Origin of the sequence: Vibrio nigripulchritudo (assembly GCF_027924785.1) — a bacterium.
In the GTDB taxonomy this organism is placed as follows: domain Bacteria; phylum Pseudomonadota; class Gammaproteobacteria; order Enterobacterales; family Vibrionaceae; genus Vibrio; species Vibrio nigripulchritudo.
In genome coordinates, this window is record NZ_AP027050.1 from 1,474,185 (window position 1) to 1,496,932 (window position 22,748).

General features: G+C 44.3%; 21 protein-coding genes. 6 read left to right on the plus strand and 15 right to left on the minus strand.

Annotated features, from left to right (window positions below):
• The first annotated feature begins 3 nt into the window (after positions 1-3).
• Positions 4-738: a GntR family transcriptional regulator gene (locus QMG91_RS24995; protein WP_281830709.1), complete on the plus strand. Its 735-nt coding sequence runs from the start codon at positions 4-6 to the stop codon at positions 736-738.
• Here the strand turns inward: QMG91_RS24995 and QMG91_RS25000 are convergent, their stop codons facing one another.
• Positions 739-1,623, minus strand: a complete 885-nt coding sequence (locus QMG91_RS25000; RefSeq protein WP_281830710.1) for an ecotin family protein — start codon at positions 1,621-1,623, stop codon at positions 739-741.
• A 353-nt stretch (positions 1,624-1,976) separates the two neighbouring features.
• Complete coding sequence (locus QMG91_RS25005) at positions 1,977-2,324, minus strand: hypothetical protein (protein ID WP_004398054.1); 348 nt, start codon at positions 2,322-2,324, stop codon at positions 1,977-1,979.
• 883 nt (positions 2,325-3,207) lie between these two features.
• Between QMG91_RS25005 and QMG91_RS25010 the strand changes: the two genes are divergently transcribed.
• Positions 3,208-3,903: a VC0807 family protein gene (locus QMG91_RS25010; RefSeq protein WP_004398052.1), complete on the plus strand. Its 696-nt coding sequence runs from the start codon at positions 3,208-3,210 to the stop codon at positions 3,901-3,903.
• Positions 3,904-4,138: 235 nt separating this feature from the next.
• Here the strand turns inward: QMG91_RS25010 and QMG91_RS25015 are convergent, their stop codons facing one another.
• A complete protein-coding gene (locus QMG91_RS25015; protein WP_281830711.1) occupies positions 4,139-5,983 on the minus strand; it encodes a UvrD-helicase domain-containing protein in 1,845 nt (614 codons plus the stop codon).
• Between the two features lies 1 nt (position 5,984).
• Entirely contained in the window at positions 5,985-8,126 is a 2,142-nt protein-coding gene (locus QMG91_RS25020) for an ATP-dependent nuclease (protein ID WP_345739841.1), read from the minus strand.
• 531 nt (positions 8,127-8,657) lie between these two features.
• Between QMG91_RS25020 and QMG91_RS25025 the strand changes: the two genes are divergently transcribed.
• Entirely contained in the window at positions 8,658-9,527 is an 870-nt protein-coding gene (locus QMG91_RS25025) for a patatin-like phospholipase family protein (protein ID WP_022591333.1), read from the plus strand.
• A 99-nt stretch (positions 9,528-9,626) separates the two neighbouring features.
• Here the strand turns inward: QMG91_RS25025 and QMG91_RS25030 are convergent, their stop codons facing one another.
• A complete protein-coding gene (locus QMG91_RS25030) occupies positions 9,627-10,517 on the minus strand; it encodes an EamA family transporter (RefSeq protein ID WP_281870266.1) in 891 nt (296 codons plus the stop codon).
• 93 nt (positions 10,518-10,610) lie between these two features.
• Between QMG91_RS25030 and QMG91_RS25035 the strand changes: the two genes are divergently transcribed.
• The 3 genes from QMG91_RS25035 (at position 10,611) to QMG91_RS25045 (ending at position 13,110) form a co-directional block, all read left to right on the plus strand.
• On the plus strand, positions 10,611-11,993 hold the full coding sequence (locus QMG91_RS25035) for an aminotransferase-like domain-containing protein (protein WP_281830713.1): 1,383 nt from the start codon (positions 10,611-10,613) through the stop codon (positions 11,991-11,993).
• A 188-nt stretch (positions 11,994-12,181) separates the two neighbouring features.
• Positions 12,182-12,658: a hypothetical protein gene (locus QMG91_RS25040; protein WP_281830714.1), complete on the plus strand. Its 477-nt coding sequence runs from the start codon at positions 12,182-12,184 to the stop codon at positions 12,656-12,658.
• Positions 12,655-13,110, plus strand: coding sequence for an ABA4-like family protein (locus QMG91_RS25045; protein WP_281830715.1), 456 nt, complete (start codon positions 12,655-12,657; stop codon positions 13,108-13,110). The genes QMG91_RS25040 and QMG91_RS25045 overlap by 4 nt, the downstream gene beginning before the upstream one ends.
• A 74-nt stretch (positions 13,111-13,184) precedes the next feature.
• Here the strand turns inward: QMG91_RS25045 and QMG91_RS25050 are convergent, their stop codons facing one another.
• The 10 genes from QMG91_RS25050 to QMG91_RS25095 form a co-directional block, all read right to left on the minus strand.
• Entirely contained in the window at positions 13,185-13,694 is a 510-nt protein-coding gene (locus QMG91_RS25050) for a hypothetical protein (RefSeq protein WP_281830716.1), read from the minus strand.
• A gap of 274 nt (positions 13,695-13,968) precedes the next feature.
• On the minus strand, positions 13,969-14,508 hold the full coding sequence (locus QMG91_RS25055) for a GNAT family N-acetyltransferase (protein WP_281830717.1): 540 nt from the start codon (positions 14,506-14,508) through the stop codon (positions 13,969-13,971).
• Between the two features lie 34 nt (positions 14,509-14,542).
• A complete protein-coding gene (locus tag QMG91_RS25060; RefSeq protein ID WP_281830718.1) occupies positions 14,543-15,001 on the minus strand; it encodes a hypothetical protein in 459 nt (152 codons plus the stop codon).
• Positions 15,002-15,124: 123 nt separating this feature from the next.
• Positions 15,125-16,057, minus strand: coding sequence for a hypothetical protein (locus tag QMG91_RS25065; protein ID WP_281830719.1), 933 nt, complete (start codon positions 16,055-16,057; stop codon positions 15,125-15,127).
• A gap of 211 nt (positions 16,058-16,268) precedes the next feature.
• The gene (locus QMG91_RS25070; RefSeq protein ID WP_409351270.1) at positions 16,269-16,982 is read right to left on the minus strand and encodes an ABC transporter ATP-binding protein; all 714 of its coding nucleotides are present in this window, start codon (positions 16,980-16,982) and stop codon (positions 16,269-16,271) included.
• Between the two features lie 22 nt (positions 16,983-17,004).
• The gene (locus QMG91_RS25075; RefSeq protein ID WP_281830721.1) at positions 17,005-18,288 is read right to left on the minus strand and encodes an ABC transporter permease; all 1,284 of its coding nucleotides are present in this window, start codon (positions 18,286-18,288) and stop codon (positions 17,005-17,007) included.
• Between the two features lie 2 nt (positions 18,289-18,290).
• Positions 18,291-19,511, minus strand: a complete 1,221-nt coding sequence (locus tag QMG91_RS25080; RefSeq protein WP_281830722.1) for an ABC transporter permease — start codon at positions 19,509-19,511, stop codon at positions 18,291-18,293.
• On the minus strand, positions 19,508-20,770 hold the full coding sequence (locus QMG91_RS25085) for a TolC family protein (RefSeq protein ID WP_281830723.1): 1,263 nt from the start codon (positions 20,768-20,770) through the stop codon (positions 19,508-19,510). Before QMG91_RS25085 ends, QMG91_RS25080 begins: the two co-directional genes overlap by 4 nt.
• The gene (locus QMG91_RS25090) at positions 20,760-21,890 is read right to left on the minus strand and encodes an efflux RND transporter periplasmic adaptor subunit (RefSeq protein ID WP_281830724.1); all 1,131 of its coding nucleotides are present in this window, start codon (positions 21,888-21,890) and stop codon (positions 20,760-20,762) included. Before QMG91_RS25090 ends, QMG91_RS25085 begins: the two co-directional genes overlap by 11 nt.
• A 449-nt stretch (positions 21,891-22,339) precedes the next feature.
• A complete protein-coding gene (locus tag QMG91_RS25095) occupies positions 22,340-22,687 on the minus strand; it encodes a hypothetical protein (protein WP_004398010.1) in 348 nt (115 codons plus the stop codon).
• Between the last annotated feature and the right edge of the window lie 61 nt (positions 22,688-22,748).

Below are 22,748 nucleotides of genomic sequence, written 5' to 3' on the forward strand. Positions count from 1 at the left end.
ATCATGGCAAGTTTGAAAGACAACGAATCTAACCCAATCAAAACCAGAGTACCCGGTCAAACTCAGGACGACGTAGTGTACTGTCATATATTCGATGCCATATTGGAGCAGAGGCTTCCTCCGTCCACCAAGCTGAGTGAAGAGGCATTAGCCGACATTTTTGGTGTAAGCCGCACCATTATCCGCCGCGCACTCCATCGCTTATCCATAGAACAGGTTGTGGACATTCGCCCCAACCGAGGTGCCATGGTCGCCGCCCCATCCAAAGAAGAAGCCAAGCAGATCTTTAAAGCGCGTGAAGTGTTAGAAATGGCAATTACAGAACTGGCGGCAGAGAATGCCACCGAATCTCAAATAAAGGCATGTAGGGAATTGGTCGCGGAGGAAAACAGCGCCTTCGAAATTGGGGATTATGGTCGCGGGTTACGCTTGTCGGGTGAATTTCACATCAAGCTTGCAGAAATGGCAGACAACTCCCCAATGCTGGCATTCCAACGCAGTCTGGTGTCGCAAACCTCACTGTTGATCGCCCAGTTTGAAAGCAACAACAATTCAAACTGTTCTCAAGACGAACACGCTTGCCTGCTCGATGCCATCGAGAAAAAGGACCAAAAAGAGGCGCTCAAACTTATGGAAGAGCACCTTCATCATATTCGTTCAAAACTCAATCTTGATGGGCAAGCTAAGTCGAACGATTTGCATGTGGTATTTTCAGATGTAATTAAAAAGAAAAATTAATTACCGCACAATATTTTTTACGGAGTATTTCACTTCGAGATCTTCAGGTGCGTAAATAACCAAAGGCTCAGAGCTGTCGTAAGAAAATACATTGCTATTTTCTACTCTTAATAACTCCTTATTTTCTGAAACAGAAGTACAGGCTTTAAGAGTTTGAGTAATACCATAACTAGGAAGAACATAATGAGTGCTTTCAATTCCATTAGCTGGTTTTTTAATAATAGTCCCATCTAATGCTGTTGAATTACAAGTCTCGGTCACCTGTTTATTTATAACGAAGTCTATTAATTTTTCAGACTCATTTTCTAAAGATGGTAATGTAAATTCATGGCGCTTAAGACCCGCATACTCATCAACAACTTCCTGAACTTCTCCTACCTGCACACACACATTTAGAATTGGTTGATTGCTTTGTTCAGAGCTTACGAATGATGCTAGTAGTGAAGTGAATAGGTCATCTGAATTATTAGAGTTTTCGATGCTACCATCACCCAACAATGGTTGATATTTCACAGTACCTCGAATACCTGTTGCTTCTATGCTTGCTTGAGATGCTTCACCACCAAAATCAACTAAAAATTTAGGTGTAGTAACGGTAAGTCGATTGCGTTCCTTTTCACCAGATAGCGCGTTAACCAAAAAACTGCGTAAGGCACGACGCTGGGCTCGATCGCGATACTCGGTTCTAAAAGTAGATAGTTGAGCTGAAGTCGGCACGTGATAATTGGTGCCGTGAGCCTGGCAGGCAGCTTGCACTTGTGCCAAGTCAGTTAAATTGGTTTGTAAGTCAATCCATTTATGCTGAACAAATATGTTTTCATTACTTTGGGCAAAGGCAGAAAAAGCACTAATAGAGAGTGCAACCGCTAATATTGTTTTTTTCATTTTATTTCCTAATTACTAGTTATTAAACTTAATTATTAAGACATCTCAAATAACTGAGTCATCCGAATATGTAAAACGGAAAAAATATAGTATCAACTCAAATCAAATAGCATAGAGAGCAATACTTAAAACTCTTTTAACGGAATTAAATGCATATCATTTATGTGCCATAAGGAGCTTAATGCCACTTTAGAATATCAATTGCATATAAATCGAGAGCATAACAATATTAACTTATAGCAATACATATCATTTAAATTAAAAAGACAAAACACACTTAATGATTCAAATTGTACTGCCACGATTCCTTTAACAATGTGGTTCAAGTCTGAACCTTACAACATGTCGAAGCATTAGCTTTCTTGGTTACTAACCGCCTTCTTAAGTCGCATGATGCGGCTTTCTTTGTAGCCGAATATCCCGACCATCATCACCGTAACCCCAATGCACATGTTCAGTTGCAGTGGAGAGTAAACATGAAAGTTGGAGATTAAGAAATACAGCATCATCAGTAAAAGCATGATCTGAATAATCCAGCGCGGTTTATCATTAAAATCGAAGGTGTTGGATGCAGAGTCGTACTTCACATGCACTCGACCCACCAAAAAACCCAGGTTGATCAGCAACCCACCATCACCTGTTGAAGGTTTGTAATCGATATAGTTCAGCGCTAAATACTTCTCTAGACCTTTAAGATCCATTCTGTTTTTCCTTTCTGTTACTTCTTTGGAGAACCGACAGAACGGATAATAACAGAATCATATTCAGACGCAGACTGGCGAAGCGAAAATGCGCTGGTTTTGTTGTTACCAAGTATGATTCAAAACCTCTAAGTAAGAACTGTATCGGATTGTTCGCTAGTGGAATTCAATAACTTTAGAATAACTCACTGACAGAACTTATAATTTGCACCTTTCACCATCCGAGGTTTCTTGATGACATCACCTTCCAAATGGCTGGCAAGCTTAATTTTTGGGGTTTGGTTGTCACCCACACTTTTCATTGCTCAGGGTTTTCTGGGAGGGTTCGGTTGGCAGTTTTCAGCGATCGCTTTACCCTTTCTGTTTGTCAGCCAGTGCTATCTTTTTTACTCCTACATACTAAATCGAAAAGCGTTTACCAACTGTTTGATATCCATTCCTTTGGCATTCGTAGCATGGCTGATTATTGCGTCGTTCATAGCGGTAATTTCAAGTGTAAATTTGATGGTTGGGATTGAACGACTAGGTCTGATTTCTTTAACCATTTTGGTTGGGTGTTTGGTAGCCTTCGTTTTTTCTCTCTTCTACCAAACTCCACTGGAAAAGCACTTAAGTGGCTATAACAGATATTTTGTATTTCTAAGCTTCGTTTTACCTATGATCGGAATGGCAGTTATTACAGCGTCTTGGTTAATGTCAGAAACCAAGTTTATATAGCGACTGCGTTTTTTGGACAAAAGCTCACCAATGACTTTGTTAAATTGACGACCAACTTCATAAGTCGTTACAGAACTCGCGATTTAACCCTTTACATCTGACGCCAAGCGTAGAACACTGCCCTTCGAAGTTTTAGTACCCGATACAGTAGAGTCAGTAAGAGATTATGAGTAACACGGCACCGAAAAAGTCGAACCCCCTATTCGAGATCCTCTTTAATGTAATCATCCCTTCTTTCATTTTGATGAAATTCAGCGGTGAAGAACATCTGGGAACAGCCATGGCGCTCGTCGTCGCCCTAATGTTCCCTATCGGATACGGCGGCATGGATCTTATCCGCAACAAGAAATTCAACTTCATATCCGCATTGGGTTTCATCAGTATTTTATTGACGGGCGGAATCGGCTTGTTAGAACTGGATACACGTTGGCTCGCATTCAAAGAAGCTCTGATTCCAGGTCTTATTGGTTTGGCGGTGTTGGGTTCTACCTTTACGCGCTACCCGTTTATGCAGAAGATGATTTTAAACGACACCGTGTTTAACCTCACATTGATCCACGAACGTTTAAAAGAGAACGGTAAAACTGAAGCGTTCGAGCGTTGTTTAACGTCTTCCAACTATCTATTCGCCAGCACCTTCGCATTTTCTTCAGCGATGAACTATTTCCTCGCTACTTGGATTGTGACCAGCCCAGCAGGCACACCTGAATTTAACGAAGAACTAGGCAAGCTGACGCTTTACAGCTACCCAGCGATAGCGATTCCAAGCATGCTGATGATGTTTGGTATCTTCTACTACGTATGGCGTCAGATCCGCGCTATGACCAATCTAGAAACCGAGCAGATTTTTCACGCTAAGTGATAGTGAGTTTCTGGCTAACCAAATGCGGTTAGTTTAAGTAGATAAATTTAAATCGCCCTCAACATTGAGGGCGATTTTTTTGGTTTATGAAATTGAAGAAGTGTTTAAAGCCATTTTGGACACAAATAAATTAGAGTAATCTGTCAGACATAACTAAACCTTGAGTCAAAAAGTGACAACTTGCGTTCAAAAGAAACCAGTTAAGTATTTAAAATTAATTTCAAAAGCTTATACATTAATCCAACGGAATGATTGAGATTTGTTCTTCGACAAAGAGTTTATTGCTAATTAATTCTTCTTTAGTCTCCGTTGGCTTGCTTGTGTATAACAATATCCTCAAATTGTCTTCTGCTCGAGAAAAGCTTACGTAGGCCAATTTTTCTCCTCTGCTCTTTTGCCCGTCTGTAGGCTCACCGAAAGTGTTAGGAGCTAGCAATTTGCAAAAGTTGTAGTTGTTCCATGCAGCTTCTATATCGTCCATCACGACAAGTACATCAGGGTATTCTTCTCCTTTAACTCCATGCTGTGTACTGTAGCTTGTATTGTCACGAATAAAATCACAGTATTTTTCAAGCTCTGAAGTCGACATTTCAAAAAACTTGTCGCACAACCAATCTCCTTTTTCTTGCCCAAACTCTTCTTGGTTATATACCTCTGTTCTTGGTTCACGATCTAAATGTTGTATTATGAGATCTGAAAGCTCTATCAGTTCGCTTTTACGACAATGCACCAACACATCTTTAATATTGCTATCACGCCACTTTTCATCTAGTTCTCTGACAGATTCTTTTGCCAGATCAACCATCTCCTTCAGTGTACGGTTTTTGTTCTTACCATTCGTTTTAAACGCAGGACTCATACTTGTAAGTGAATCAACTAAACCTCGAACATTATCGGATCGGCTAGATTCAAGGAGAGGCCAAATAAAACGAATTATGGGCTTGAGCAAATAGTGTTCGCCGGACTCATAGCCGTCCTTTGCGGTATTAGAGGCATAATTGCCAGTGAACAAGTTGTGAAGTCTAGAAAATCCCAGTCTTTTCGCAATCATTTGTCTAACTAAAAACAATCGAATTATGTCCGTTCGTTCATTCCAGCCCCAGAGCTCTAGGGCAAGATCCATTCTTTTGAGAGATCTTTCTACCTGAGCCACAGAATACCTATTCCTTGGCTCAGAAGGGGATTCTGCTTCAATTAATGTAATTTTGACGCTTCCTTCTTTTTCTTTGTTATCACCAGCAGGATATTGCTCAAGGTCACTTCTAAACTGGTTTAAAAAAGAAATAACACTAGTGGAGCAACGAAAGTTTTCTGTTTTATCAATCTCTTCTCCACCTTTGGGAGGACTAAAATCACCAGCTCTTTTATCGTAGATTTGCTGCCATGGATCTCCAAAAAATCCGACTAAGGGTAAACCTTTACCTTCAGCAACTTTCTGAAATGATTGAATAACAATTGGAAAAGTGTCCTGAGCTTCATCAATGAAACAGTAGGGGTATCTGTAACCAAAAGCCTTTTGAAAAATCGAATTAGTGGCTAATAGATACCCTGCCACTTCGATAATGTCATCATGACTTAGTTTACCTTTTGAGTAATCACTTAATGCGGCATCGTCATAGTTGAAAGAGCTAACATCAGGTAAAATCTCCAGAACGTTAGTAAGACTCTCTATTTTTTTTCTCGCATTAACTGCCTTTTGGCTCTGTCCGCCATTATCTTTAGAGCTCTCTTTTTCTATTAAGTTAGGGATTTTTAGTTCAATCAAAGCTCTGCGAATATCATCAGTAAAGTTTCTAATTTCACCCCACAAGAAGCTATGCAATGTTGATACGACAAAAAGATCGTTGTCTCCTAAACGAGAAGAAATTACTTGTACAGCTCGCTTTGTATAAGTAATACAAGCTACTTTCTGCCCCCTTTTCTTTAGAGTAGCTCCAAATTTAGACTTTATAAGTTGTAAAGCTTCAATCAAGGAAGACGTCTTTCCTGCGCCCGCACCTGCAACCATGGAGAAGCTGATATTCTTGCTTAAACAATTCGCTACTTTTATATCAGCCTCTGTTTCAATTCGGTCTGCCATATTACGCCTCCTCCTGTTGTGCTGCAGAAGCTGTTGTATTTAGAAGTTTATCCAGCCAAATAAGTCCCTCTTTTATATAACTAGGAGTTTCCCAATTACTCTCAGAAAAGAGGACTTCTAATGCAAAGTCGGTCTTTTTAAAGCTTGAGGACTTAACTCTCTCATAAACTGCGGTGTAAGCGTCTTCTAGTTTTTCTGGGATTTCAATACCAACAGATAGCGTATGGTTTCTGAATAAATCAAAGTTTTCATATACAAATGCTTCCTCTAGGGTACGAGGTATCATTACCAACTTATCTTTGTCACCTTCAAGAACTTCTGTACCTAGTTGAAATGCGACAAAACGGTCATTTTTTCTACACTCTTTTCCTTTATTGTCAAGGGATAGTAATTCTTGAACTGTCGTTAAACCCAACAAACCTTTTAAGCAATGATTAGAGGTTAATGCACCTTTATGATCACCTCTAACTGTGGGGTGACGTCCGTCAGGACTAACTGAATCTAAATCAGTGATTACAAGGTATGGTATGTTGAGAAACTTCAACAGGGTAGCAAAACGGTGTGCGTAGGCACCACCAACCTCGAGAACTGATAAATATTTTGTTCTAAGATTTGGCGTGGTTCTTTCGATCATTTCTGGAAGAAGTAGTTTTTCAACAGAACCTTCAATTAAGATTGCTGCATCCGCAAAAAACAAATCACAATGGTTTAACCTTAAATAGCGCAAAAGAAAAGACTTCGCTTTGTCTGGCTCTAGCTGATCTTCTATTTGTGGAGGCGGTTCAGGATTGAACTCTCTTAAACTATGTACCCTAGAAGCATTAAAGGTATCAACTTTTTGACGTTCTTCTCCCTCTAACTCACATCGCTCAAAATATCGAACTTTCTCAAAATCTACGCTATCCAATATATGGGAGGAGTGCGTCGATATAACTAACTGTGGCACTGCTCCATCTTTAGAAGCCTTAGAGAGCATATCCCAAATATTTCCTATGAATGCTTGTTGAACCTGAGCATGTAAATGAACTTCAGGCTCTTCTATGAAAATTATCTGGCACAGCGGTTGGTTTTGCTCAGTATCTCTCCACTGGATGTGGTAATGACTAATCTGAATAGCCATATATATTAGGTTCTTAAAACCAAGACCGTTGTATGCTTCTGGTAGTTCGTGCTGGCGCTTATTATCTACATATACTAAGTCAGTATTGCCTTGAAGAGCTTCTAGAGGGCTTAAAGAGGAGATTACTTTTAGATCTCGATCATTGACCGATGGGATACCAAGTCCTTTAATGACCCCCATTAAATCACTAAAATGCTTACCATAATGCTCTGTTAGTTTTTGGTTATTTTCATCAATAACTTGATAAGCACTTTCTGATGCTTCCGCTTGCTCTAAGTTACTCTTATAGAAAGATGCAAACGCTGTAGATAAACGGCTGCTGCGGCTAGATTCATCATCATTTACGCTTCTTTGAGCGTCTATAAAATCAACACGAATCAAGTTTTTGAAAAGGTTTTTACCATCCAAACTATCTAGTTTCGTTTCTTTAAGCTCAGGCTTGCGAGCATCTAAAGAATAATACGCCAACTCGTAAAAACGACTAAAGTTGGAGTCGATACCTAAGAATTGAGATAAAGATACTTGTCGTTTTTCTCCTTTGGACGCTGGATAGGCTTCCATATATGCGGATCTCATTACTTTAGGATCCCGAGGCTGATACTTCAATCGAATACCGACTTTGTCTAGTTTGTCTGATAGCTCAGGTAACAATGTAAATGCTCGCCCAAAGGAAATCTTGTGAGGGTCAATAGAGAACCATAAGTCCATATCTATCGTAGGTAGTTCTTTCTCGTCTCCTTCTTCCCCGTATTTATTGATAGATTGGAGTCGGGAGACTGATAGGTCGTTTATTGAAAAGGTTCTGCCACCACTAAAACACCTGAACGCGGAGGCTGTAGAAGTTTTGCCTGCGTTGTTAGGTCCAACAAAGATTGTTTCGTCTTGTTCTAGATCGATCGAGATGTACTCTAAACGGCGAAAGTTTCTGATAGAGCAGCTTAATAACCTCATGTAATACCCACTAATTTCTTTAACAGTTACCCTCGATGTTATATTGCTATGCTTTAGATAACTGTTATGCATATCTACATATATGCACTAGAGGGCACATTAAGTTATTTTTAATCTAGCAGCAGAAGTAACTAGCAGATCCAGGGAACGCTTTTCTACTAGAATCAATTTTTTATAAAAGCTAACTGAAATTTATGTTTCGGCTCAGAGTCACAACACGACTTTGGGAAAAGAGAGCTCATCAAGCAGGTTTCGACTCGTAGCTCAGAAGGGGGAAATGCGTTATAAATTTCCTTAAACTCACTCTTCTTTTTCAATTCTTGCCATATATAGTGAATCATATTGCTAAAAAAGGAATACCCAAGATCAAACGCTTCCTTTCTGAACATTGAGTAACATCTATTTACCCTAAATCTACCACTGGAATTTGCTTACGTTCTAACAAGCTAAGCTGCCTGTTTCGGTACAGTCGCAACAACAAACTCAATGAAATTGCAATGAATCAGGAGATACTGGTCAAGCTTTAGAACCTGTCACTTGAAAAAAACATCGCCAGACTGGATTCTGTAACGCTTTGAACTTTCCGACTAAACCGAGCCTCCCATGTTGAAAACACTCATTCCTGCCTCTTTATCACTGCTGTTGATGGCCTGTTCATCACCAAACGTCTATAACGATCTGAATGTTTCTGAACCCGTTGCAACCGGGGAACACAAGCTTGGGGTGGCTTTCGGTGGCGGAGGTGTACGGGGCTTTATGCACTTAGGCGTGTTGAAAGCGTTGGAAGAAGAAGGCATAAAACCGGAAGTGGTCAGTGGAGCGTCTGCGGGCTCGATTGCAGCAACGCTTTATGCCTCTGGTATGCGATTTAGCGAGATGGAAGTTGCCATCGAGAAACTCGAAATATCTGACGTGACGGACATTGTGCTTTCGTCCAAAGGGTTCGTAAATGGTAAACGCTTATCCGACTGGATCAACGCGCATGTCGGGTATAGCGATCTAGCGGACATGCCCATCCCTGTAGCGGTGACTGCCACCAATATGACGACGCGTAAGACTGTTGTTATTCGTTCTGGCGACCCTGGGCATGCGGTACAAACTTCTTCCACCGTGCCAGGTACGTTTGTTCCCGTTGAAAACCAAGGTGATATCTTAATTGATGGCAGCGTATTCAGTGTTGTACCGGTTTATACCGCAAAAGATCTCGGCGCTAAAAAGGTCATTGCGGTCGATATTTTTTGCCACAATCAACCCGCACCGGAATTGACGATAAGTAAAGTGTTGCTAGCGACGTTCAGAATGCAGAGCTGTAGGCTGTCGCAACAAGAGATGGCCAGCGCAGATGTGCTCATCACACCAAATTATGAGCCGAGCAGTGATGTGTCGTTTAACGACAGGGCGAAAGCGATCGAAGCGGGCTACCTCGCCACAAAAGAAGTGATGCCACAGATAAAGGCGTTACTTTCCAACTAGCCAATGAGAGGGGGACTTTTCTTGTCCCCTTCCCTTTTTAAGATCTTCTTTTATCGATTAAAACACCACTCTATTCAACCCTGCAACGCGGTTGATTTTTCAATTCGCTAAAGGCTTAGGCGTTAACACACTTTTGCTCGTCGCAGGCTTCACGATGAAACCAATACCAATGAGGAAGAGTACACAGGCGATCATTTGTGCAGTGCTTAAGATCTCGTCATACATAAAGTAGCCAGAAATCAGCGCGAATACGGGCACCAGTAAGGTTAACGGTGCGGTGGTGCTGAGTGGATAACGAATCAACAGATTACTCCAAACCCAATAACCAAATAATGTGGTTGGGTAAGCCTGAAACGCCACTGCGATGGTGGTATTCATGTCCCACACTTCCATGGCATGCACCACAATACTTGGACCGTAAATGCCCACCGCAAATAACACCAGCGGGATAGGCGCAAATAGCATTCCCCATACGTTAAAAGCGAAGGCCTGAGTGGTTTTCGATGCCTTAACAATCAATCCCATTATCGTCCAGCTCGTTGCGGCAACCATGATTAGGAATACCCCTTCTGCTGTCAGGTTGCCGTTGGTGGCTGAGATCAATACCAACAGCGCTGCCAATGCAATAACAGCTCCAATGACTTTGCGCTTAGAAGCTATTTCTTTCTGGATAAACACGCCCACTGCCATGCTGATTAAAGCGTTGGAGGACAAAAGCACCGAAGACATGCCGGACGAAAGACCCGCCGTAATAGACCAAGACGCCATCCCCCATACACCGACGCCAAAGACCACACCGTAACCAGCTAAATAGCACCACTCTACGTTTGGTCGGCGAATAAAAAAGATGGCTGGAATCACAGCCAAAGTGAAACGAGCAGCGGTTGCTAACAGTGGGTGAACATCAGTAATACCCATCTTGATCATTGAGAAATTAAATCCCCAAATGGCCATCACTAAGGTTGCTAGTAATAGGTCGTTTTTCTTCATGACTGTCCTCCTTTTTCCTTGAAAAAGAGTATCACTCGGGTACAGTTATCGGTACAGATACAATTTTTCCAACAAAAAGCGGTACAGTTCCTTATGAGTATGTACAGAACCTTAGCCAGCCGATTCATTCGGGAAATTGAGGCTGGAAAACTTGCCGAAGGGAGTCGGCTGCCATCGCTCAGGCAGCTCTCAAAGCAGCAAGCAGTGAGTATGTCGACAGCCGTAAGTTGTTATCAGGAACTGGAATCGCAAGGCTGGATCCACGCACGCCCTCAAGCGGGGTATTACGTGTCTCCGCAACGAAGCAAGCACAACACTCCAGAGTGGGCGAGTTTCGTCAGTAAGGTGTCTTCGGTTAATCAAAATTTCGCGATTCATTCCCAGCACAATGGACCGCTTGGCGTATCCAGTACTACCATTGATGACGTGTCACTAAATGAACTGGAACGCAGCTTTCGACGCGCCAGCAAACGAATCGGCAACCGCTTAAATCAATATCCAGACACTCAAGGTGAGCCTTTATTGCGCAATGCCTTGAGCGATCACTTTTCCAAACTTGGGCTGAACTTTACCCCAAGTGAGCTGGTGATAACCTCTGGTTGTATGCCAGCCATTAAAGCCGCGCTGGAATCCTGTTCACAGGTAGGTGATGCGATTGCAATCAGCTCTCCCTGCTTCAGCGGTATTTTGGATTTGCTTGGGCAAATGGGTCGAAAGATTGTTGAGATCCCCTCTCTGGATGACGGAATCGACCTTGCGCAGTTGGAAAACCATTTGAAGAAAGGGGTGGTCAAAGCAGGCGTATTTTGTACCTCGCACATGAACCCGCAGGGGATCACCATGTCGGCAGCTCAAAAACAGAAACTGGCAGAGCTCGCTAATTTTTACCAAGTTCCGATAATCGAAGATGACGTTTACCTTGAACTTTCCTATACAGAACATACGCCACTCCCCGCCAAATACTATGATCAAGGTGGGTATATCCTCTGGTGTGGTTCTGTCTCGAAAAGCTTGTCGCCAAGCTACCGCCTAGGTTGGTGTATGCCAGGTCGATACACCGACCAATATTGCCAGAAACACGCCGCTTCCTGCTTTGGGATCTCACTTCCTATGCAGCTTGCTATGGCTGATTTTATTGAGTCTGGTCACTACGCCAAGCAGCTAAAACGTCGTCGCAGCAAGCTGCTTCAACTCAGACAAATGTATCTCAGCTATTTGTCGGATCGCCTGCCAGAAAACGTGAACATCAGCCACCCTCAAGGGGGAATGGTGCTGTGGCTACAAGTCCCCACCCTCAACGTTACCCAGTTCACCTCACTACTCGAAGCCAGCAAAATTGATATTCGACTGGGTCACTTATTCAGTACTCTGTCTCTTTACGACAACTGCTTCAGGATCAACTTTGGTTTTGAACTCACCAAAGAGGTACAGAGAGAACTGGACGTATTGGTTGATGCAGTGAGGCAGGCTTGTTGAGTCATTCACCAACAGAATTCTTTCACACAAACCCATTTACAACTCACGCAATGTGTTGCTATTCTTCTCGCGGGTTTGCAGGACGCCCAGCTCGTGAAAGTTCACTCACCTGTGCAATAAGACAATTTAGTTACTGACTCTTATCTTTGGTCCCTAACGAGACAGACCAACCACTCGATGGAGTTTGTATGCGTAATCAAAAATCCCCTAGTGAATCAAATTCACTGACCTCTTCAAAAACCAATACCGCTGTTGAATCCTTGTTGCGTGAGGCTCGAAAATTACACCGTGTTGCTAAATCTGGCAGTGTTTCTGATGCCATGCCCATTATCCGCAGAGTCGAAAAGTCAGGTGTTTGTTTTGGACAGTCTGTTTCCTCTTTGTACAACCAACGCCAGACGTTAAAGCGAAAGCACTTTCTGCGAATGCTGGCAATTGAAGCGGGTTACAACAGCTGGGAATCGTACAAGCCTGTGTTGCTTGCTCAACAAGATGGGGCGGCTTTCACCCCCGACTTTGATGAGAAAGTACTCTCAATACTGAATCTCTGGTTTTCAACGGAAGAGGAAGCCCAAACCTATGCCAATCAACACGGTGGAGAAGTGTTGAAGTATGGTAATCAGGCTGTGGTCATCCCTAGAAATACAAACGGAGAAGTTCAATGATGGCTCAATTAGCATTTGAACTGGGCAGCACGATCGCTTTGCTGGGATGGTTGAGTTTGATATTAGGGGTAACACTACCCTCACAACGGATCAGCGATGGCTTTCTGCTGTGTGGTGGACGAGTGATCCCCTTCTTGCTTTCTCTTATTTATCTGTTTCTTCTGGTTAAATATTGGGGAAGTGCTCCCGAGGGCAATTATTCAAGCCTGGTAGGTGTGGGATTGCTGTTTGAATCGCCGGGGAATCTCGCCACTGGATGGCTTCACTTTTTGATTTTTGACCTGTTTATAGGACGCTGGATTATCGATGATTTAAAGCGTTCAGGTAAAGCTCGATGGCGATTGCTGCCTTGCCTGCCTCTTACCTTTATGTATGGTCCGGTAGGTCTGGTGTTGTATTTCGTTTTTCAGCTTTTTGATAAACCCAATGATTCGGCTTTGTATGTCAGATAACTTCATCCAATTGGGTTTTGTTCACCATTAAACCAGTAAAAGCCTCAGGCTATACAGCTTGGGGCTTTAGAATTTTAGAATGGCATTGGAACATACAGTTTAAACTTGCTTCCATTCCAATATAAGTAGGTGTCATTAGCAGACGGAGTAGGCACCAGAATCACCTGACGGGTGGATTTTTCTATATCCGATACTTCTTCGTTCAGTACGTCGGCATTAACAACTGCCAGTTCAAGGTCGAGTTCAAAACCCAGTGCATCGCAGGCTTGTAAGACGTGTACGTTATTTTCTACAGGGATGATGATCGACTCGCTCTTTAAGCGGCCACCTTTGGTGCATTTGTACAAATCATCCCAAGGGCTGTATTGAAGCTGACCCCCTTCAGGTATAGCCACTTTTGATATGTCTGCGTAAATAATGTCTACAGAACTACCGGATACCACGTCACCAGACAAGATCTGCTGAACATGACTCGCTTTGACGGTGTCTGTGGTGATTGTTTTTCCAGAAAGTGCTTTCGCACTAAAAAGACTGGTTGTAAGTGCAAATCCCAGCACTATTGTTACTGCTTTTCTGATTCTCATTGTCCTCCCTAACCAAAACAACGTTTGATAAAACCACACTTGCTTAATGCAATTTGCGAAAAACTGCGATTTAAAATTGCAAATATGCAACAAAACAAATAGCAAACGTTTGCCAACCTCCATTTTCAAGGGTTTAAAACTGGCACGCGAATTGTATTGTAGTACTTGACCCTTTTAAGCCGAGGGTCACCTAGCCAACTGACGTTGTTAGTGAATGAATTTGTTCACAATTGTATAGCCAGCCGCACCCTAGTTTGCGACTGGCTTTTTTCTTTTATAGCGTTGTGCGGTAAAGCACCAGACAGTGATACTCTTTTCCCAATTCCATTTCGTGTTCAAAGGCTCGAATCTCTTTAAAGCCCTGCTTATACCAAAACCGAAATGCACGTACATTTTCAGCGTAAACGTTGAGCCCCACTTCTTTGATAGGCATATACCTACATGCTTGTGCTATTGCGCTTTCTACGATTTCAGCACCATATCCCTTTGCCTGAAATTCTGGACTAATGGTTAACATTGGGATCCACAATGTGCCGTGCTTAGGCGCATTAAACTCAAACTGGATGTAGCCAATCACCTCTCCACTTTTGGTGGATATTTTTCTTAAGTAGAAAGCTTCAACGTCCTTTGCTGTTTTTGTCGCGGCACTTTTCTGAATAAGTGCCAAGTATTCTGATTCGGGCCAAACTTGGAATGTAGGGTCTACATTCTGGCAACAGGCATTCTTATCAAACAGAGACTTTGCTAAAGGCACTTCATCGTCTTTAAACTCTGAATAGACAAGGTTATCAGACTCCCACTGGTGGTAAAACATAATTTGCTTCTCGCTCTGATAAACGCCTTAAACACTAATGTGGCAAAGTTTTGGGTGAGTTCGCTCCATAGATTGCGAAGACTTTCTTCGAGCTCGTAAAGTATTGAACCCAAAACGCATAATAAATCCAGGAAAGGAAAATATTGAAGAACGGGCTTGGGTCATAAGCGCCCTTAAGGTTGAAGTACGCGTAAGAAATCAGAAAGGTCACCACTCGAAGAGTCATGTCGTAACCTATTAACTTTCGTATCTTGGCAGGAGTCTCCGAAGCCTTGTTTCTTAAAATAAGCAGTATTAGCGTAGATATAACGATGGAGGGAGTGGCTTCCAGTAGAAGAACCCCATATATAGAGACTTCATAGCCGGATAACGTACTGGTCTTGTCACCCAGCCCTAACCAAATGATGAACAGGTAGATCACTGTTCCTAAAATTGCCAATACATTTGAGATAACAAATAAATAGAGAGTGCTGGATTTGTTTTTTAAAGGCATAACTTAAACTGTGTAGTAACTACAAAAGAACACAAGTTGTGAATACGAACATTCAAAAACCTGTGTTCTAAATATTTTCGGCTAATTGCACCAAGCCAACTCAGGTTCGGTGTTTGTTCCCAATTATGATTTCGGCACTACTGACTTTGCAATAGCATTAACTTTTTCTTCTACTTTGGACATTTCCTCAGAATTGCCGACAGAAACCAAACGTATGTAAGTGCCCGTTTTAGTGTAACCGACAAATTGAATCGCCGTTTTACCTTCTGCTTCTGCGACTATCTTGTAGCCTTCACTCTCTGCAAACTTAACTTTGCTTTCAGATGTGATTGTTAGATTTTCAAACCCAACGAGTGACTTAATCAGCGCAGTGGCGTGTTTCGCTGGCTCTGGGAAACGGGTTTTGGACATGGAGCTTCCAATCATCAGAACAGGCTTTTCGCCTGACTTATCAATACCTTCGAATGTCGTGAGAGATACGGTGGAATTACCCATGACATCAGCAACATTGAAAGGCTTTTCTGGCTGGAATGTAAAAGAAAGCAAAGCCAATTTATCGGACAATGAAGCAGCCTTGCCAATTTCAATACTCTTGATTGAAGCCATCACTTTTTCGTGATCGAACGTTTTGGTGTCCATTAGGTTGTAAGTCACCATCACCGTTTTCTGCCCTTTGAAAAGAGCAATGTACTTATCAACACTTACACCAGATACCGCCTGTTCACCAATCACAACGGGCGCTTTGTATCCGTCCATTTCCAGCAAAGTGACGTCATTCACCTTGACCCCTTGCTTGGCAAAGCTCTGCTGCACGGTTTCCAGGTTACCAAAAAGAGCAGATAACTGACCAAACGCTTCTAAAGGCAGCTCCATAACGACGACACTAGAACTGTTTTTGGCATTCAGATAACCAGCAAAGGTATCTGAAAGTTCAAATCCGTCAGGTTTCGGCATACTCACGGACGTACCTGGAATCTGAACCAAATCCTTTGTCGCCCATGAGAAAAATGGCAACATGACTAGCGATACAAAAAGCAGAATGTTCGTTTTAAGCATTGTTCCTAACCTATCTATAAAACTGAACAGAAGAAGCTATCACAACTAACCCACTAGAATAACTCACAAAAATAAGAAAATTATACTTATGCGATCTCGGACTAAAGCTTGATATTAACGCCTGAAACAACTCTGTGATTTTGGGTGGGAAATAACAGAGCCGGATCAGGCAGTTGTCGATATCGTTCAGCACTCTCTCCGCTTTATCCCCTTAAGCAAGCTCTTTACTGCTTTCGGGAGCTCGATCTGAAATCACCTGTCCGTCCTTTATTGTGATGATCCTTTCTGTCCGTTGAGCCAGTGCCTGATCGTGGGTTACCACCACAATGGTGCGCCCTTGAGAATGCAGTTGTTTAAACAGCTTTTCGATTTCCGCTCCGGAGTTGGAATCCAGAGCCCCCGTCGGTTCATCTGCAAGTAAGATCTGAGGGTCGTTGACCAGTGCACGAGCAATAGCGACCCGCTGTTTCTGTCCGCCCGAAAGCTGGTTCGGCTTATGATGTAAACGCTCACCTAGTCCGACTTGCTCCAGTAGGTGTATTGCTTTTTTCTTTCGCTCTTTCGCGCTGATCCCCGAGTACACTAAGGGCAGCGCGACGTTATCTAACGCCGTCGCGTATTCAAGCAAATTAAAGCTCTGAAAGACAAAACCAATCTTCTGGTTGCGAATGGCTGCCAGCGTATTGGGCGATAGGGAAGACACGTCATCTGCACCTAACTGATATTCTCCGCTTGTCGGCGTGTCTAAACACCCCAGCACGTTCATCAGAGTGGATTTTCCTGAGCCAGAGGGACCCAGAATAGACAGGTACTCGCCTTTTTCTATGCGAAGATCCACGCCATCCAGCGCTCTGACTTCTGTCTCTTCTCCGCTGGCATAGTATTTACAGATACGGTTCAGTGTTACCAAGGGGGAATCAGACATCTTGTTCTCAAAGTTCTCGTTATTATTCACTGTGTAATGCCTCCAACGGCGATACGCTGGCAGCGCGGTTAGCTGGCAACCAAGCCGCCAGCACGCCAATCACCATCAAAGCGGTGACGACAACGGTCACGACAACAATCGACAGTTCCGGTACGGGTTTGCCCAGATTTTCGTACAACGCATTACCTTCCAGATCCAGCACGCGAAATAGCGTCACCACACCGAAGGTCAGTAACAGCCCAAGCCCACCGCCCATCAACATGGTCATGATGGATTGAGTCAGGTAGTGCATCCGGATTGCCAACGGGGTCGCACCCACCGCCATTCGCACGCCAATGTCACGGGTCGACCCTTTGACCATGGCGTACATAATGTTGGCGATACCTATTCCCGCCACGAGCAGGGTTATCAGCCCCACCAACCCCAGAAAGCTTTGCAAACCCATTAAAAACTGGCGCATGGTCTTCTGGTTCAGATACATGTCGTCCACCTGAACCACTTGCTCATCCAGTAAAGACGCGCCGTGTTTTCGAACCAGTACCTGCCGAATCACACTGGCAAGCTGAACCCTGTCTGCTGATTTTTTCGGTTGCACATTGATGGCCTGAACAGGCTCATTGGGGTGAAAGCGCTTCCAGGTGTTCAAGGGAACAAAGGCGGCGTAATTGATCGAATCGCCCCGCTCAACGTTGGCGCTGTTTTTCGCCAGTACCCCGACCACCGTGAAAGTGCGTGCCCCAACCTTAACGGTCTTGCCCACAGGATCGGTGTTGAGTTCCACCGAGGCAAACCAGTTCATTTCCTCATACTCATTAAACAACTCAACCGCTGTCAGGTAACCCAAGACAATCACATTGCGCTGTTCGTTTTCATCTCTGGGGTTAAGCCAGCGACCACCCGGCAGCACCTCAAGCCCCGCAAGGCTGGCGTACTCTGGCCTTACCGCGAAAGGCTCAGTCCAGCTCATTTGTGTATCCGTTTTCAGTTTGTCCTGCCAATTGCTTGTGGGCAGAGCTCGCTCAACACTGGGCAGTGCCGCAATGACATCGGCATCATCTTCTCCCAACTCCAATGCCTTCCCCTGAAAGAACTGGCTGTTGCTAACGGTGGCTATTCCTCCGGTCACATAAATCAGCTGACCGTTTCCACGCTCTGCTGTGCTGATCACGCCTTGCCGGATACCTTCTCCTACCGACAGCATGACACCAATACAGAGTGTCGCCCACGCCACCGCAAGTATGGTCAGTCCGAGCCGCAACTTTTGAGCCGCCATTTCCTGAAAGATTTGTCTCATTGGTAACTGCATGTCTACCCCCTCGAACTCAGCGCAATAACGGGCGTCAGGCTCGACGCTTTTCTTGCCGGGAAATACGCAGCCAGCAAAGCCATCCCTATAACCACGCCAGACGACAGCGCCACTGAGTCTGGTGTGATGACAGGAATGCCAATCCACTCAGGTAACAGGCTATGATTCACTTCCAGTAAGTTCACTGCTCCAAACGAAAACAGCAGACCGACCAGCGCACCAGTGAGCACCAGTATCAGACCTTCAAACAGAAATTGGATCAGAATGGCGCTCTGAGTGGCTCCAATGGCTAATCGCACGCCAATTTCTCTGGTGCGCTCTGTCACGGATAAGAACATGATGTTGGCGACGCCCAATGCCCCGACAGCCAGAGTCATCGCACCACTGATGCCCAGAAAAGCCTGAATGGCGCGCAGAATACCTTTGATTGTGGCAACGTTGTCGCTGTAATCCGGCATGTGGAGTGCGTCATGGTCCGTCGGATCAAACTTCATGCTATGAGAGAAGAAATTCAGCAGTTGCTGACGAAGCTGACCTGCACTGATTTGGGGGATAGGCTTAACCAGCACACGGCTGGGACTTCCGGACCAAATATCCAGATACGTTGAGCGCGGGATCATCACCATGCGTTGAGCACCAAAAGACTGGGTGGCGTCTTCGCGGCTTAAAATCCCCACCACTTTAAACAGAATGCCCGACACTTTGACAAATTCGCCCAGTCCGACACCGCCCATCATGGCAACGGTCTCCCCAATAATGGCGACCCGGCGGTGGTGCGCCTGATCCAAAGGAGAGAAGTTACGAGAACCCGGCTGAAGCTTCAGGTAGGACAAGGGAAAATAAGCCTCATCCACGCCAACAAGCATATGGGTTAACTGGTGTCCCTGCATATTGGAGATGCTCGCTTCCCACTGATCGTACACCACCGCTAACCGCTCCACATAGGCGGCTTTTGACAGTTGCTTAAGGGCGCTTTCCTGAAAGTGCATGTCGCGACCAGAAGGCAATCCATTCCATGACTTACTGGTTCTGCCGGGAAAGACAGTCTGAGTCTCATCCGCCAATTGTGAAAACATCTGGCTTTGCTGTCGGTAAAACCCTTCCCCCAACGCGATCAGCACTACCACCGCGATGACGCCCCAGGCGATGGCAAGAATGGCTAACAGGCTTTTGATTTTGTGGGCGCTCAGAGTCTGCCAGGTCTGAGTCAACAGCGCACTCATGATTCTAGCGCTTGAGAGATCAGAGTCATGGTATCGTCGTCCAGTTGCCCCGCAACGGCAAGCAGCTCGACCCTCTGTCGCCAGTACTCATACAGATTATTCTTTAGCTGGTGTCTGGCAGTGTAAAGCTCGTTGTGCGCATCAATAAGTTGTGACGCGTCAATCATTCCTGCGCTGTACAAGGTCTGCTGTGTTTTCAGCACCTTTTCACGGGAATCAATCAGTGCCTGAGTAGCCATTACCTGTTGCCAGTTAATATCGACCTGAGAATACGCGCGCTGCACCATTTTGCGAATGTTGATTTCCACCATTTGCATGGCTAACTGAGCCTCACGGATGTTGAGCGACGCGGTGTCTACTTTGTTCTGAATGGTGCCATTGAGATCAATCGGAATACTTAAGCTCAAGCCAGCAGTGACGTCATTGTCGGATAAGTCTGTTCCGTGCTGATTGTAACTGAGATTACCGGTCAGTTTGGGGTAGTAGCCACTTCTCGCGGTCTCTTTCTCAAACTCCCGTACCTGAATCGTCTGAGCCGCAACCAACAGTTCCGGGCTGTTGTCTTTTGCAAGCTTGATCCAGTCAGACTCAGATTCCACCTGTTTTTTAGGCTCAGTCAACGGGTCATTTCGGATCTGATCCACCGTGTCAACGTCACGAAGTATCAGGGCATGCAACTCCAGTTGTGCCTGAGCAAGTTTTGACTGGCTATTCAGGATATGGCTCTGATCTGCCACTTCATTAGCCAGCATTTGCTCCACATCGATGGATTTGACTTTTCCGGCTTGGAATCGCTGCTCTGCAATGGTTCGTTGTTTACGTGTTTCCTGCCGCTTGTTTTCGGCGAGTTGCAAATCACCCTGCGCACTGGCGACATCGAGATAAGCCAGGATCAGTTTTTTAGCGAGTTCATTTCGGGTTTTCGACAACTCAAGCTTCGAGACCACAACGCTCGCTTCAGCGCTGTCTAATTGAGTCCAAAGACTGCTGTCCCAGATATTCCAACTGAGCGTCGCGCCTAAGCTATTGCTGTTTGACCCGTTTTGATTCCAGTTTGCATTAGCCGACGCACTCAATGAAGGCAATCTTTCACTACGGTTTAAGTCGAGGGCATTTTCCTGCTTTTCAATATTAAGCGTGGCTTGTTCAAGCTCAGGGTTGTTGGCTTTCGCCGCCTGCCACGCGTCTTCAATAGAAAGGGCATGCGCCGGACCAAATACCGCAATGCAGCTCAATAGCCACAGTGTTCTACTCACCATGCGGGGCTCCCATTATGCTCGCGTCGATGATCTCATCGGCTTCACTGACTCCGCTTAGCACTTCAACCACAATGCCATCGGACATACCCAGTTCCACAACCTGAGTTCGATACCCCAGCTCAGATGCATCCGCTATCAACACATGAGGTGTCTCGCCTTCGAACTGCAATGCTCGCTCCGGCACCACCAGCACGTTCTCTGCTTTTTTTAACGTGATAGTAGCAGTAGAAGAAAAGCCAGAACGAAGCTTTATGGTGTCGGGGATGGTCAGCTCGCCGACTTCCACTTCAAACCCGTTATCAAAACCGCTGGATTTACTTTCTGAGTGAGCATTCAGCTTCTCCGACTGTATTGCCACCTTTGAGAGCACACCCTGAATGGCAGTATCTGGAAACGGAGCAACGGTCAGTGTGACAGGCATTCCCGGAAGCAGTATTGCGGCATCATGTTCGCTTACACTCCCTTTGAATACCATCTGCTGTAAGTCTGCAATGGACATCATCTCCGTTGCCGCCTGACTGGCTTCGGTAGAGATAATAGGCGCGCCCACTTCCACTTTTTTGTTCAGCACCGTGCCATCAATGGGGGAATAAATAATGGAGGTCAGCTGCGCACTGCCTACCGACGCTTCTCCGCTGCGGATCAATGCCAGATTCTGTCTGGCCTGAAGTACTTTCGCTTCGACGGACTTCAAATTCGATTTCGCATTCACATAGTCGTCGTAGTTTGAAGGGATCACCTTCTGCTCAACCAGACTCTTTAAGTTGGCGTGCCTTTGCCTGGCGGATTCCATTTCTGCTTCTGCCTGCATCAGCGTTGTTGAGGCATCGGTTAGTGCCTGAGGCGTCGGGTTAGGTCTGACTTTGAGCAGTGGTTGCCCCTCCGAGACCTTGTCTCCCACCTGAACATACAACTCCCCCACAATGCCGTTGATCTGAGACTTGATTGAAACAGAATGCGCGGGGACGATGCTTCCTACCGCCACAGCATTTTTCTCAATGGTCCCTGTTTCTACGGTGAGAATAGGCAGAGTTTGTGTATCTTGATTTGAATTGAGATAGGTGTGTGCCCCGTACCCTAAAAGGGCAATCACACTGATGGATACGATCCAATACTTCACTGTTTATGACTTCCGAAAAATTAACAAATTAAGATGCTCATCCGACCTAAAATCGAATGATTAAGTTCCCAAACGAAAAATAAATCCTCAAGGAATGAAGAAATAGCGAATTATATGAATAAAAATCATAAAAATTCGATTTATAATTCAAACTTTAATTATTTCCCTTGTTTTCTACAAAGGAGATTTCAATAAAATAGAGTTAAAAATCACCAATAAAGTGCTTTTAAAGACGAAACCCTTTAAATTTAAGGTTACGTTCTAAAATGCAAACGAAATAAATCCAACAATTTTAACTTGAGAAATTTAGGCTTAAGTGGTCGAAATCGACACTTAATTTATCTCAGTTAAAAAGTGTTATATTTGTATATATCTACACACTGTGAAAAATTCAATTGGGAGAGCATAGGTATGCCCCCCTATTTTCTGGAATGAAATTTAAACAGTATCTACTTGTTAAGCTTCAATCCAATAATTTTAGGGTGTTGTCCCACGCAACCATCCACTAACACTGAAAGTGATTTTCCTGTGGACTGTGAGTCTAAAATCATTGCGAAAAGGCGCTCGACGGTGTGAGGTTGTGTTACTTCAAAGTTGGAGGAAAACAAGTACATGCTCTCTTTTGAAGACCATCGGCAGCGGTCAGGGTCGTGAAACTGTGCGTTTTCAACGTAAAATCCATGCTGGTCAGGTGCCCAAACAATATCTTTAACGGTTTGATCACCATTTGTCCACGACGCTGCATAACTGGATATCGAGAAAATAGAAAGAGTAAAAGCAACAACCGTTTTTAGCATAGTCAAAATTCCTGAGTTTAAAGATGAGAAAATCGTCTAATCCCGATACTGTTCCACTGTT

What these genes read in the sequence shown, in the direction of transcription:
- QMG91_RS25070 (WP_409351270.1), bottom strand. Translation starts at nt 16,982, where the DNA reads ATGTCTGATTCCCCCTTGGTAACACTGAACCGTATCTGTAAATACTAT.
- QMG91_RS24995 (WP_281830709.1), top strand. Translation starts at nt 4, where the DNA reads ATGGCAAGTTTGAAAGACAACGAATCTAACCCAATCAAAACCAGAGTA.
- QMG91_RS25010 (WP_004398052.1), top strand. Translation starts at nt 3,208, where the DNA reads ATGAGTAACACGGCACCGAAAAAGTCGAACCCCCTATTCGAGATCCTC.
- QMG91_RS25025 (WP_022591333.1), top strand. Translation starts at nt 8,658, where the DNA reads ATGTTGAAAACACTCATTCCTGCCTCTTTATCACTGCTGTTGATGGCC.
- QMG91_RS25095 (WP_004398010.1), bottom strand. Translation starts at nt 22,687, where the DNA reads ATGCTAAAAACGGTTGTTGCTTTTACTCTTTCTATTTTCTCGATATCC.
- QMG91_RS25040 (WP_281830714.1), top strand. Translation starts at nt 12,182, where the DNA reads ATGCGTAATCAAAAATCCCCTAGTGAATCAAATTCACTGACCTCTTCA.
- QMG91_RS25055 (WP_281830717.1), bottom strand. Translation starts at nt 14,508, where the DNA reads ATGTTTTACCACCAGTGGGAGTCTGATAACCTTGTCTATTCAGAGTTT.
- QMG91_RS25060 (WP_281830718.1), bottom strand. Translation starts at nt 15,001, where the DNA reads ATGCCTTTAAAAAACAAATCCAGCACTCTCTATTTATTTGTTATCTCA.
- QMG91_RS25085 (WP_281830723.1), bottom strand. Translation starts at nt 20,770, where the DNA reads ATGGTGAGTAGAACACTGTGGCTATTGAGCTGCATTGCGGTATTTGGT.
- QMG91_RS25035 (WP_281830713.1), top strand. Translation starts at nt 10,611, where the DNA reads ATGAGTATGTACAGAACCTTAGCCAGCCGATTCATTCGGGAAATTGAG.
- QMG91_RS25015 (WP_281830711.1), bottom strand. Translation starts at nt 5,983, where the DNA reads ATGGCAGACCGAATTGAAACAGAGGCTGATATAAAAGTAGCGAATTGT.
- QMG91_RS25080 (WP_281830722.1), bottom strand. Translation starts at nt 19,511, where the DNA reads ATGAGTGCGCTGTTGACTCAGACCTGGCAGACTCTGAGCGCCCACAAA.
- QMG91_RS25050 (WP_281830716.1), bottom strand. Translation starts at nt 13,694, where the DNA reads ATGAGAATCAGAAAAGCAGTAACAATAGTGCTGGGATTTGCACTTACA.
- QMG91_RS25000 (WP_281830710.1), bottom strand. Translation starts at nt 1,623, where the DNA reads ATGAAAAAAACAATATTAGCGGTTGCACTCTCTATTAGTGCTTTTTCT.
- QMG91_RS25045 (WP_281830715.1), top strand. Translation starts at nt 12,655, where the DNA reads ATGATGGCTCAATTAGCATTTGAACTGGGCAGCACGATCGCTTTGCTG.
- QMG91_RS25020 (WP_345739841.1), bottom strand. Translation starts at nt 8,126, where the DNA reads ATGCATAACAGTTATCTAAAGCATAGCAATATAACATCGAGGGTAACT.
- QMG91_RS25065 (WP_281830719.1), bottom strand. Translation starts at nt 16,057, where the DNA reads ATGCTTAAAACGAACATTCTGCTTTTTGTATCGCTAGTCATGTTGCCA.
- QMG91_RS25005 (WP_004398054.1), bottom strand. Translation starts at nt 2,324, where the DNA reads ATGGATCTTAAAGGTCTAGAGAAGTATTTAGCGCTGAACTATATCGAT.
- QMG91_RS25075 (WP_281830721.1), bottom strand. Translation starts at nt 18,288, where the DNA reads ATGCAGTTACCAATGAGACAAATCTTTCAGGAAATGGCGGCTCAAAAG.
- QMG91_RS25030 (WP_281870266.1), bottom strand. Translation starts at nt 10,517, where the DNA reads ATGAAGAAAAACGACCTATTACTAGCAACCTTAGTGATGGCCATTTGG.